Raw genomic sequence first — 12,366 nt, 5'->3', positions numbered from 1 at the left:
ACCTCTATTTCAGCTCGGCCGACGTCTTGCCCAGCAAACGGCGCGCCACGATCAGCAGCTGGATTTGCTGAGTCCCTTCGAAGATGTCCAGGATTTTGGCGTCGCGCGCCCATTTTTCCAGCAGGCCGTGGCCGGCTTCGCCCTCGGCGTAACCCAGGCTGCCGGCCAGTTCGATGCATTTGAGCGCAACCTCGGTGGCGGTGCGTCCGGCCTTGGCCTTGGCCATGGAGGCCTGCAAGGAATTGGGCTTGCGGTTGTCCGCCATCCACGCCGCCTGCAGGGTGAGCAGGCGCGCGGCCTCGTAATCGGCTTGCATGCGCAGAAGTTCGGCGGCGGCGGCGGGCTGCGTGATGGGCGGTCTCAAGTAGTCCACGTTCACCCCGGCCTTGGCCAGCAGCTTGCGGGTTTCCTCCAGGCAGGCGCGGGTAAGGCCCACCGCCATCGCCGCCACCAGGGGACGGGTGTTATCGAAGGTTTGCATGACCCCGGCAAAGCCCGATCCGACCTTGATCTCCGGATCACCGAGCAAATTCTGCCGCGGCACCCGCACATCCTTGAGCACGAACGCGGCGGTATCGGATGCGCGGATGCCGAGCTTGTGCTCGAGCCGCACCAGCTCGAATCCCGGCGTGCCTTTCTCGACCACGAAGCTTTTGATGGCGGCGCGCCCCCTGGACTTGTCCAGGGTGGCCCAGACCACCACCAATTCGGCGCGCTCGCCCGCGGTGACGTAGATTTTCTCGCCGTTGAGGACGTAATGATCCCCATCCAGCACGGCCGTGGTGCGGATCGCGGCCGAATCGGAGCCGCAGCCGGGCTCGGTGATGGCCATCGCCGCCCAGCGGTTTCCGAATCGGGCGAGCTGTTCTGCGTTGGCGACGCTGGCGATGGCCGAATTGCCCAGCCCCTGGCGCGGCATCGACAGCAGCAGGCCGACATCGCCCCAGCACAATTCCATGGTGCCGAGCACGGTCGACAGGTTGGAGCCGTTGCGATTGCCCTCGTCGATGCGCGCATCGCGGCGCACGCCGGCAGCGCCTGCGCCGGAGTTGCCGCCGGCGGCGCTCATGCCGTCCAGCAGCGCCGCCAGTGCATCGAGCTCCTTGGGATAGGCGTGCTCGGCAAGATCGTAGCGGCGTGAATGGGGGCGAAAGATTTCGCGCGCGACCTGATGCGCTTGCTGCACCAGGCCTGCGAACTTCTTGGGGGTTTCGAGCTGGATCATGGTGAAAGGCGTGAGGGCCGGAGCGGCGCGTGCCTACGCGAGTGCCTTGACTTGGCACTCGCGTGCGCCGATCCGGCGGGCGGCAGCCCCGGCGCGGCGCGAGCCACCCGCAAGTGCCTTGACCTGGCACTCGCGTGCGCCGGTCCGGCGGGCGGCAGCCCCGGCGCGCGTGGGCCGAAACAATGACGGCTGCCTTTCAAACAAGCACCGCGCCTTCCATCAATCCCACCGCACGCAGATCCCGATACCAGCGCTCTGCCGGATGCTCTTTGACGAAACCGTGGCCGCCGAGCAATTGCACCGCATCGGACCCGATCCGCGCGGCCTGTTGTGCGCACAGCTGGCGCGCCAGCGCGGTCTGTTCGGCAAACTCATGACCTTGTTCGGCCCGGCTGGCGGCGCGCCAGGTCAACAGGCGCATGGATTCGATGTCGATGGCCATGTTGGCGAGGGCAAAGGCCACCGACTGGCGGTGACTGACGGGTTCGCCAAACGCGATGCGCTCGTTCACGTAAGGCACCAGATAATCCAATGCCGCCTGCGCAGTGCCCACTGCCAGGGCGCACCAGGCCAGGCGCGCCAGATTGACGCAGTCGGCGTAGACCTGCGCCTCGCCCTGTCCGAGCAGCGCCTCGTGCGGCAGTGCAACGCGATCCAGGACCAGCCGACCGGTCGCCGCCGCCCGCAAGCCCATCGCGGGTTCGGCGTGCAGGCTCAGACCGGGGTTGGACGATTCGAGCGTAAACAGCGTCGGGCCACGGCCTTCGAGATGCGCCGCGATCAGGAACAACTCGGCATCGGCGGCACGCGGCACCAGCGACTTGACTCCCTCCAGAACGTACCCGTCTGGCGTGCGGCGCGCCTGAGTGGACAGCCTGAATGGATCGAACAGGGCGGCGGGCTCCTGGATTACCAGCGTCGCCGCAGGCGCTTTATCGCTGGCGAAGGCCGGCAGATAACGCGCCTGCTGTTCGCTGCGACCCCACAGCACCAGCGCGGTGCTCACCGCCGAGGGCGCCAGGCAGGCCAGCGCCAGACCCAGATCGCCGTGGGCCAGGGCTTCGGCAACGATGACGCCGGTGACCACGGATCGCTCCTGGCCGGCACCGCCCAGGCTTTCGGGCACTCCTAGCAGGTGCAGGCCCAGATCGTTGGCGGCGTCGAGCAGTTCGGGGCTTGCGCGGCCCCGGGTATCGGCGCTCAGCGCCGCCGGGCGCAGCTGCTCGGCGGCGAACTGCCGGCAGGTATCGCGCAACATGTCCTGCTCGGCGCTGGGCGTGAGGTCGAACAGGCCGTCATTGGCGCGCGCCTGCAGGCGCACCGGCTGCAGAAACTGCTGGGTGGACTTGAATACGCGGTTGGCGGCGCCAGCGGTGGCAAAGCCAGCGCGTGAGGCGCCATAGACCATTTTCTCCGCCGGCTTGCGCAATCCCAGCTTGTCGATGGCGCTGCTTGCGGCCATCCGATTGAGTGCCCGCAAACCCAGGCCCATCGCGTCCTTGCCCAGGCTCATGGAGGCGCAATCCGGATGCTGGCGATCAGACAGACGCCGACTGTGTTTGCACGACCGGTTCGGCGCCGGCCGAGAGCCGGTCCAGATAAGCGTCCGCCAGCGCAGAAAATTTGCCCTGGATGAAGGCCGGCGCCACCAGGCGGTACATCAGCGGAACCGGCACGTTGCGCAGCTCGCCGCGCACACGCAGGCTCAGACGGTTACCGGCTGCGTAACGGATGACGCCCTCGAGATCGGCATTGCCGACCTTGGGCAGCGCCTGCCAGCGCAGCTCGGCGTTCTCGGGATCGGCGATGCAGCGAGCCCCGAAGGACACGTCGTGGGCGATCTTGGCCACCTTGGAGCCGACGGTCTGCATGTCCAGACGGAAGTCCTGCTCGCCCAGGACCTGAAGTTTGCGCAGCTTGGGGAAGCGCTTGAGCGTTGACTCGGCACTGGCCGTCAGCGCCTGAACCTGCGCCGGGCTGAGCTTGACGGTCTTGTGCCGTTCGATGTCGATCCTGATGTTCACGCCGCGCTCCTCGAATGTCCTGGGCCGCAGCGTGGCATCGCTGCTCGGGCCGAACCTTGGCCGCGGCGTCGGAATTCGCGTCCGCCGAGCCAAGGCCGGGCGGACACCGTCGCCCTACTTCAGCGCATCGAGGATACGGGTGTAGATTTCTTCCAGCCCCCCCACGCCTTGCACCGTCACCAGCTTGTTCCGCTGGCCGTAGTAATCGAGCAGCGGGTGGGTTTCCTGGTTGTAGACCGCGATGCGGTGACGAATGACGTCTTCCTTGTCGTCGGCGCGACCTTCCTTCTGAGCGCGGTCGAGTAGGCGCTTGACGATCTCTTCGTCGGTGACGTGCAGATGGACCGCCTTGTCGACGGCGGGTTGGCCCAGCCGGGACAGCATCTGGTCGAGTACCTGCGCCTGCGCGGTGTTGCGCGGAAACCCGTCCAGAATAAAACCCTTGCGGGCGTCTTCCTGGCCGAGACGTTCCTCGACGATGCCGATGACGATCTCGTTGGCGACCAGCTGGCCGGCGTCCATCGTCGCCTTGGCCTTCACGCCCAGCGGCGTGCCGGCCTTGACCGCTGCACGCAGGGCATCGCCGGTGGAAATCTTGGGAATCCCGAACTCGGCGACGAGTTTTTCGCCTTGCGTGCCTTTGCCGGAGCCCGGAGCCCCCAGAAGTACCAGTCTCATTCGCTGTTTCGCCTGTGTTGCGGCCCGACCCCGGGCCTTGTGAAAAAATGCCCGCTTCTCGCGGCACGCGACGATCCGTGCGGGCAATCCCCTCCGATTGTAGCCCGAACTCCACCGGGCTCCGCCAGCCGTGCGTATCCGCTGGTCTGGGCGAAAAAACACCGTGCTAGACTCGCCCGCGCTTTTTGTCGCACACCTGTTCGTTAAAGTCCGAATCGCGCGGGCGATACGTGTGTAATGCCCGCGGATTCGGTCAATCTCCAGAATGCTTCGCATATAACCGGGGGGAGAAGCCGATGTTGGTGGAAAATGGTTTGTGGATCGCGCTGGCTTGTGCCGCAGCCGCGATCGTTTACGGCGCGGTCGTGGCCAAGTGGATTGTCGGCATGCCCGCCGGCAACCCGCGCATGCAGCAGATTGCGGCGGCGATCCAGGAAGGTGCTGGCGCCTACCTGCGACGCCAGTACATGACCATCGCCGCGGTGGGCGTGGCGCTGTTCTTCGTCATCGGATTCGTGCCTGCGCTGGGTTGGGCCACCGCGATCGGCTTTGCCATCGGCGCGATCCTGTCCGGTCTGGCCGGCTTCATCGGCATGTTCGTGTCGGTCCGCGCCAACGTGCGTACCGCGCAGGCCGCCACGGTGAGCCTCAACGAGGCGCTCAACGTCAGCTTCAAGGGCGGTGCCATCACCGGCATGCTGGTGGTGGGTCTGGGCCTGCTCGGCGTTGCCGGCTACTTCATGCTGGTCGTCGAAGGACAGACCCAGGACGCCCTGAACGCAGCGCTGCAGCCCATGATCGGCCTGGCCTTCGGTTCTTCGCTGATCTCGATCTTCGCGCGTCTGGGCGGCGGCATCTTCACCAAGGGCGCCGACGTGGGTGCCGACCTGGTGGGCAAGGTTGAAGCCGGCATCCCCGAGGATGACCCCCGCAACCCGGCGGTGATCGCCGACAACGTCGGCGACAACGTCGGCGACTGCGCCGGCATGGCCGCCGACCTGTTCGAAACCTACGCGGTGACGGTGATCGCCTCGATGCTGATCGCCGGCATCTCGTTCGCCACCTACGGCTGGGCCGGCGCCATCTACCCGCTGCTGCTCGGCGCGGTGAGCATCGTCGCGTCGATCATCGGCACCTTCTTCGTCAAGGTGTACGCGGGCGGCAAGATCATGAACGCGCTGTATCGCGGTCTGGGGGTGTCCGGCGGCCTGGCGGCCATCGCGTTCTACTTCGTGACTGCTGCGGTGTTTCCCGTCAGCGACGTGTTACCGAACGGCGGCATGCCGCTGTTCTGGTGCGCCATGATCGGCCTGGTGCTGACCGCTGCAATGGTGGTCATCACCGAGTACTACACCGCCACCGAGTACGGTCCGGTGCAACAGGTTGCCAAGGCCTCCGAAACCGGACACGGCACCAACGTCATCGCCGGCCTGGCGGTATCGATGAAGTCCACCGCGGCTCCGGTGCTGGCGGTGGTTGCCGCCATCTGGGGCTGCTACGAGCTCGCCGGCCTGTTCGGTCTGGCCATCGCCGCGACTTCGATGCTGTCGATGGCCGGCATGATCGTGGCGCTGGATGCCTACGGCCCCATCACCGACAACGCCGGCGGTATCGCCGAGATGTCGGGCATGGACAAGGATATCCGTGTCACTACCGATGCCCTGGACGCGGTGGGCAACACCACCAAGGCAGTCACCAAGGGCTATGCGATCGGCTCGGCCGGCCTGGCCGCGCTGGTGCTGTTTGCCGATTACGCGCACAAGCTGCAGGAGACCGGCGCGCAGGTGAACTTCTCCATCGACAACCCCAACGTCGTCATCGGCCTGCTCATCGGCGGCATGATTCCCTTCCTGTTCGGCGCCATGGCGATGCAGGCGGTGGGTCGTGCCGCGGGCGCGGTGGTGGAGGAAGTGCGCCGCCAGTTCCGTGACATCAAGGGCATCATGGAAGGCACCGGCAAGCCGGAGTACGACAAGGCGGTGGACCTGCTGACCAAAGCCGCCATCCGCGAGATGATCCTGCCCTCGATGCTGCCGCTGTTCATTCCCATCATCGTCGGCCTGGTGCTGGGCCCGGCGGCCCTGGGTGGCCTGCTGATGGGCACCATCGTCACCGGCCTGTTCGTCGCGATTTCCATGTGCACCGGCGGCGGCGCCTGGGACAACGCCAAGAAGTACATCGAAGAAGGCCATCACGGCGGCAAGGGCTCCGAAGCCCACAAGGCCGCGGTGACCGGCGACACCGTCGGCGACCCCTACAAGGACACCGCGGGTCCCGCGGTAAACCCGCTGATCAAGGTCACCAACATCGTCGCGCTGCTGCTGGTGCCTTTGCTCTGATCGAGCCTGCAGCAACCAAAGCCCCGGTCCTGTGACCGGGGCTTTTTTGTTGGGTCGCCCGACCAGGATCACGTCGACCTTCAACGCGGCCGGGACTGTTGTGGACCGCGCAAATTCGGCTTTGCAGCCCGCGGTGAAGTCAGTTTGTGCGGCGCACAATTTCCAAGTCCGCCGGTATAATGCGCGGCCTGTCCCAGCCCGTTGCAAGGTACCGCCCGATGTCGCTCGAACTCGTCCCCACCGGCAACCACGTTCCCGATGACGTCAACGTGGTCATCGAGATTGCGATGAACAGCGAGCCGGTCAAATACGAAGTGGACAAGGCCTCCGGGGCCATCTTTGTCGACCGGCTGCTGACCACGCCGATGCGCTACCCCTGCAACTACGGTTACGTGCCGCACACGATCTCTGGCGATGGCGATCCCATCGATGCGCTGGTGATGATGCCGATGCAACTCACCCCGGGCTGTGTGATCAACTGCCGGCCGATCGGCATGCTGGAAATGGAGGACGAAGCGGGCATCGATGAAAAACTCATCGTCGTTCCCAGCGACAAGATCAGCCGCTTATACAGCGACGTGCAGACCGTACGCGCGCTGCCGGCGCTGATCCGCGACCAGATCTCGCATTTCTTCGAGCACTACAAGGATCTGGAGCCCGGCAAGTGGGTCAAGATCAAGGGCTGGCATGGGCCCGAGGATGCCAAACAGGCCATCGTGGACAGCGTGGCAAGATTCAAGGCCGATCCCAGCAAACCCAACTTCTGAGGTTGGGCACGTGACGCGCCCCGACGTCATCGTCATCGGCGCGGGTCATAACGGCCTGGTCTGCGCGGCTTACCTGGCCAGGGCGGGACGCAAGGTCCTAGTGCTGGAGCGTCGCAGCCTGGTCGGCGGCGCCTGCGTTACCGAAGAACTTGCACCGGGCTACCGTAGCTCTACCGCGTCCTACGTGGTCAGCCTGCTGCTGCCGGAGATCGAACGCGACCTCAGGCTGGCGGATTTCGGCTACAAGGTCCTGGCGCGCAATCCGTCGTCGTTTTCGCCATTTGCAGACGGCCGCTCCCTGCTGATGGGGCCGGATGCCGAACTCAATGCGCGCGAGATCGCCAAGTTCTCCGCGAAAGACGCCGAGGCGTTTCCCAGATACGAAGCCTTGCTCACCCGCATTGCCGAGCACCTCGAACCGGCGCTGCTCGACACGCCACCCGACCTGCTGCCGCTGCCGCGTGAGTGGCGCGCGCGCGGTTTGCTGGATCGACTGCGCAACCTGCGTCGTGGTGGCGCGCTGTACCGCGCCCTGAAGAAGCTCGGCGCGGATCTGCCCGAGGCCATCGAGATTCTGACCGGTCCCGCCACGCCGATACTCGACCGCTGGTTCGAGTCACCCGAGCTCAAGGGCACGCTCGCCACCGATGCCATCATCGGAACCTTTGCGCCGCCGTCGGCGCCCGGCACCGGTTATGTGCTGCTGCATCATGTGATGGGCATGGCCGGCAGCAAGCCGGACGCGTCCGGTGCGCGTGCGCGCGGCGTCTGGGGATACGTGGAAGGGGGCATGGGCGCGCTGACGCAGGCGATCGCACGTTCGGCACAGAGCCTGGGCGTGGAGATTCGCTGCGACGCCGAAGTCGCCGAAATCCTGGTCGAAGCCGGCCGCACGCGCGGCGTGCGCCTGGCGGACGGCAGCGTGATCGAAGCCCCTGCGGTCGCGTCCAACGCCACCGCGCAAGTGACGTTCGAAAAGCTGATGAAGCCGATGCACCTGCCCGCGCACTTCCGCCAGGCGGTGAGTCGCATCGACTATTCCAGCGCGTCGGTAAAGATCAATCTCGCGGTCTCGGCGCTGCCACAATTTTCCTGCATGCCGCCGCGCAACGGTGCGGCGGGTCCCGAACACCACGGCACCATCCACATCAATTCCCTGCCCGAAGATATCGAGCGCGCGTATGAAGACGCGCGGCGCGGCCTGCCCAGCCAACGACCGGTGATCGAAATGGTGATCCCTACCAGCGTCGACACGACGCTGGCGCCGCCGGGCCATCACATCGTCAACCTGTTCGTGCAGTACGCGCCGTACTCGTTGCGCGAAGGCACCTGGGATCAGTGGCGCGATGCGTTTGCGGATCGCTGTATCGATCAGGTCAACGCGCTCGCGCCCAATTTCGCGGCCAGCGTGCTGCACCGCGAGGTGCTGGCGCCGCCCGACATCGAGACCCGCTTCAACCTCACAGGCGGCAACATCTTTCAGGGCGCGATGCCCTTGCATCAACTCTTCAGCTTTCGCCCGGTGCCCGGCTGGAGCGATTACGCCACGCCGGTCAAGGGCCTGTTCCTGTGCGGCGCCGCCGCCCATCCCGGCGGCGGCGTCATGGGTGCCTGCGGACGCAATGCGGCGCAGGCGCTGCTGCGCGGCTGAAGGACCCGGCCTCCAGCCGCGCCGCTGGGTTCAGGCGAGTTCGAAGCCCTTATACCCGCTGGCGATAACGTCCTCACACGCTTTCTTGTAGGTGTGCACGCCACCGGCATAAGACAGCAGGCGCCGCGGCTTGCCCGGCACGTTGGAGCCCATGTACCAGGAGTCGGTCTTGGTCAGCAGGGTGGCGTTGGCAATGTCATCGTGATGCTGCACCCAGGCGTCTTCGGTCGCCTTGGTTGGCTCCATCACCTTGAGGCCCTTGTCGCGCATGTAGCCGATGGTGTCGGCGATCCAGCCGGCCTGCTGCTGCAGGCAGGTGGTCATGTTGCACAGCGCTGCCGACGGCGCGAGCGGCGCCGCGGTGGTGAACAGGTTCGGATAACCGTGTACCTGCAGACCCATCGTGGTGCGGATGTCCTTGCCCCAGTCTTCCTTGAGCTTGCGGCCACCGCGGCCCTCGATGTTGATACGCGTCAACGCACCGGAGCCAGCATCGAAGCCGGTAGCCAGGATGATGACGTCGAATTCCAGTTCCGTGCCGTCCGAAGTCTTGATGCCCTTGGGCGTGATGCCGACGATGGGGGTCTTCTTGACATCGACGGTGTCGACGTTGGGCTGCAGGTACACCTCGAGATACTTGGTCTCCAGCGGCACACGGTGCGTACCGAAGCCGTAGTCCTTCGGAATCAGCAGGTCACACAGCTTCGGGTCGTTCTTCAGCCGCGCGCGCATCTTTGCGCGCACGAAGTTGGAAATGTCGTCGCTGGCCTCCTGCACCGAGAAGATCTCCGGATAAGCCGCCAGCCACAGCGACAACGAGCCGTCCTGCCACAGGCGCTCGTAGACCGCCTGGCGCTGCTCATGCGTGGCGTCGTGCCAGCTGCCGTTGTCGAGGTCGTAGTCGAAGCCGGCGAACGAGGTGTGGCATTGCTTCTTGAGTTCCTCGAAGCGCGCGTGCAGCTGCTTATTGTCGGCTTCCGTGTACTTGGGGTTGCGCATCGGCGTGATGTACTGCGGCGTGCGCACGTACACCGTCAGATGATCGACGTCCGGCGCGATCGTCTGGATCACCTGGATACCGGTGGCGCCAATGCCGACCACCGCCACGCGCTTGCCCTTGTAGTCGACCCCTTCCTTGGGCCAGCGCGCGGTGTGCACCAACTGGCCCTTGAACGTGTTCTGCCCCGGGAACATCTCGGTCAGCGGTGCCGACAGCATGCCGCAGCAGGTGATGAAGAACTGCGTGTCGAACGTTTCGCCCTGGTCGGTCTGCACCGTCCAGCGCCCGGTGGACTCGTTGAACTTGGCCGACTCGACTTTGGTGCCGAAGCTGTATTCCTTCTTCAGGTCGAGCTTGTCGGCCACGTAGTTCAGCCACTTCTCGGTTTCCGGCTGCGCCGGAAAGCGCTCGCTGGGCTTCCAGGACTTGTAGAGCTGTTCGTCGAACCAGTATTGGTAGATCTCGCCTTGCGAATCGAAGCGCGCTCCCGGGTAGCGGTTCCAGTACCAGGTGCCACCGACGCCGCTGCCGGCCTCGATACCGTGCACCTTTACGCCCATCTCGCGCAGGCGGTTGACCTGGAACAGACCGGCAACGCCGGCACCCACCACGATGGCTTCGACCTTTTGGGCGCCCTGCTGGGCAACACTGCTCTCCGACATGGTTCAACTCCTCTCTTATGATTTGGCCTGCTGACGGGTCGCGGCGGACATAGACGGGCCGTGCGAGGCCCGCCCACAAACGGCAGCGTATCGGGACGTTACCCGACCTCCGCGATTCGGGAAACCACTCCCCGGGGTAGTTAGGACGCGCCCGCAGGGACAGAATTCGACAATCGGCCGCTGGTCGAGCGGCGCGCAGGCGCGATCCGGCTTGGCCGGATTCGAGCCCCCCGCCGGGCCTGGCCAACGCCCTGATTGCCTGGCGACTCCAGGGCAGGCGGCCCCGCCCCGCTCTGCGCGACTACGCCTGCACGTTCGCGCGCAGCCGCCGCGTGCGGAAGATGCCGACGCCCTTGTCGCGCAGATCGAGCACGAAGGACTTGAGCGGATTCTCGTCCGGCACCGGCGCCTCGCCGCGACCCATGCGATGCAGCTGGCGCGTGTACCAGGTCACTTCGAGCGAGCCCATGCCGTCCAGATACTTGAAGCCGGTGCTCAGCGGCTGCACGCGCTGACGGGTTTCCTCGCCGCGCAGCAGGCGGGCCGGCGCATCCGGTTCGACGGCGAGGATGCGACCGAGGCCGATCAGATCCAGAGCGTTCGCGCGCAGCGGCGCTTCCATGCCAGCCAGGGTGCGGAAGCCGCCCGTCACCATCAGCGGTACGTCCACCTCTTTGCGCACCTTCTCCGCAAACTCGAGAAAATAGGCCTCGCGCGACGCCGTGCTGGCCTTTCTCAATCCCTGCATCGCCGGCTCTTCATAAGTGCCACCCGAAATCTCGATCAGGTCGATGCCGGCCTTGGCGAGCGCACGGATCACGCCCAGCGATTCGGTTTCCGTAAACCCACCGCGCTGGAAGTCCGCCGAGTTGAGCTTGATGCCGATGGGGAATTCCTCGCCCACGCGGCGCCGCACCTCGCGGTACAACTGTGTCACGAAGCGCCGACGCTTCACCGCCGTGCCGCCCCAGGCGTCCTCGCGGCGATTGTGATGCGGCGACAGGAACTGGCTGATGAGGTATCCGTGCGCGCCGTGCAACTGCACGCCATTGAAGCCGGCCTTCTGCGCAATCGCGGCGGCATTGCCGAAGCGCTCGATGATGTCCTCGATCTCCGATTCTTTCAGCGCACGCGGCACCGGGAAGAACGGCGCGAGCTTCTCGCCAAATCCAATCGCGGACGGCGCCACGTTCTCGCGGTTCATGCCGCGCGGCGCCTGCTTGCCCGGATGGTTGATCTGCATCCACAGCCGCGTGCCCTGCGAGGTCGCGGCGGCGGCCCACTGCTGCAGGCGCAGCAGGTCACGCTCGTCCTCCACCACCACATTGCCCGGCTCGCCGAGCGCGCGGCGGTCGATCATCACGTTGCCGGTCATGAGCAGGCCGGCGCCGGACGAAGCCCAGCGCTGGTACAGGCGGATCAGCTCTGGCGTGACGCGGTTGTCGATGGAACCCAACGCCTCGCTCAGCGCGGACTTGGCGATGCGGTTCTTGAGCGCGGGGCCGCGCGCGATTTGCAGCGGCTGGGCAATAAGGCGTTCGGTCATGGTCGGTCAGGCAGCAAGGACGGATTCGAGCGGCAGGATCCGCACTGGCAGGTACTTGTGGTAGGGCGTGCGCGACAGCGGGTCACAGTGCGCGGCGCCAGTCAGGCGGTTGAGCTGCGGGCCGATAGGGGCGCCGTGCCGGTAGCGCATGCCGCAGCAAGATCGCGCGGGCCGACGACGCTGTGCGCGAAACCTTTGAGCGGCGCCTGCTGGAGGTTCAGCAGATCGTGCGCGTGCGAACGGCGAACGACTGCGAGGCCTGGGCGCCGATCGCACGGGCGGTGGGGCGGTTACGCTGGCTCGTGCGATGCGCTCGCAGGCTGCGCGCAGGGCACTACTCGACGGCGCGGCCCAAAGCCTGATCGCCCTTCTCGATCACCCCACCCCACGCGACTGATTCATCGCGACCAACACCGCAGCCCTGCCTCGAGGGCCCAGGTTTCACGGCAAGAGCGCCGTGCGATTGGAGGCCGC

General features: G+C 65.9%; 9 protein-coding genes. 3 read left to right on the top strand and 6 right to left on the bottom strand.

The annotated features are described in order from the left end of the window. Positions 1-4: 4 nt before the first annotated feature. The 4 genes from ACOOHP_RS17885 to ACOOHP_RS17870 all read right to left on the bottom strand — a co-directional run bounded on the left by ACOOHP_RS17885 (position 5) and on the right by ACOOHP_RS17870 (position 3,927). The gene (locus ACOOHP_RS17885) at positions 5-1,225 is read right to left on the bottom strand and encodes an acyl-CoA dehydrogenase family protein (RefSeq protein WP_420467841.1); all 1,221 of its coding nucleotides are present in this window, start codon (positions 1,223-1,225) and stop codon (positions 5-7) included. A gap of 196 nt (positions 1,226-1,421) precedes the next feature. Further along, complete coding sequence (locus ACOOHP_RS17880) at positions 1,422-2,717, bottom strand: acyl-CoA dehydrogenase family protein (RefSeq protein WP_420468739.1); 1,296 nt, start codon at positions 2,715-2,717, stop codon at positions 1,422-1,424. 46 nt (positions 2,718-2,763) lie between these two features. After that, positions 2,764-3,249 carry a hypothetical protein gene (locus ACOOHP_RS17875; RefSeq protein ID WP_420467840.1) on the bottom strand — a complete coding sequence of 162 codons (486 nt, stop codon included), beginning with the start codon at positions 3,247-3,249 and terminating at the stop codon, positions 2,764-2,766. Between the two features lie 114 nt (positions 3,250-3,363). Beyond that, positions 3,364-3,927, bottom strand: coding sequence for an adenylate kinase (locus ACOOHP_RS17870; RefSeq protein WP_420467839.1), 564 nt, complete (start codon positions 3,925-3,927; stop codon positions 3,364-3,366). A gap of 296 nt (positions 3,928-4,223) precedes the next feature. Here ACOOHP_RS17870 and ACOOHP_RS17865 point away from each other — a divergent pair, with 296 nt between their 5' ends. The 3 genes from ACOOHP_RS17865 (at position 4,224) to ACOOHP_RS17855 (ending at position 8,684) form a co-directional block, all read left to right on the top strand. Next, entirely contained in the window at positions 4,224-6,266 is a 2,043-nt protein-coding gene (locus ACOOHP_RS17865; RefSeq protein WP_420467838.1) for a sodium-translocating pyrophosphatase, read from the top strand. Positions 6,267-6,484: 218 nt separating this feature from the next. Next, a complete protein-coding gene (gene ppa / locus ACOOHP_RS17860) occupies positions 6,485-7,033 on the top strand; it encodes an inorganic diphosphatase (RefSeq protein ID WP_420467837.1) in 549 nt (182 codons plus the stop codon). A 10-nt stretch (positions 7,034-7,043) separates the two neighbouring features. Next, complete coding sequence (locus ACOOHP_RS17855) at positions 7,044-8,684, top strand: phytoene desaturase family protein (protein ID WP_420467836.1); 1,641 nt, start codon at positions 7,044-7,046, stop codon at positions 8,682-8,684. A 30-nt stretch (positions 8,685-8,714) separates the two neighbouring features. Here the strand turns inward: ACOOHP_RS17855 and ACOOHP_RS17850 are convergent, their stop codons facing one another. Together ACOOHP_RS17850 and ACOOHP_RS17845 are read right to left on the bottom strand one after the other, a co-directional pair. Then, positions 8,715-10,346: a flavin-containing monooxygenase gene (locus tag ACOOHP_RS17850; RefSeq protein WP_420467835.1), complete on the bottom strand. Its 1,632-nt coding sequence runs from the start codon at positions 10,344-10,346 to the stop codon at positions 8,715-8,717. A 301-nt stretch (positions 10,347-10,647) separates the two neighbouring features. Then, complete coding sequence (locus tag ACOOHP_RS17845) at positions 10,648-11,892, bottom strand: NADH:flavin oxidoreductase/NADH oxidase family protein (protein WP_420467834.1); 1,245 nt, start codon at positions 11,890-11,892, stop codon at positions 10,648-10,650. Positions 11,893-12,366 lie beyond the last annotated feature (474 nt).

The sequence above is a fragment of the Panacagrimonas sp. genome, assembly GCF_965216805.1.
Lineage (GTDB): Bacteria > Pseudomonadota > Gammaproteobacteria > Nevskiales > Nevskiaceae > Panacagrimonas.
This window is presented reverse-complemented; position numbering and strand designations above follow the sequence as displayed.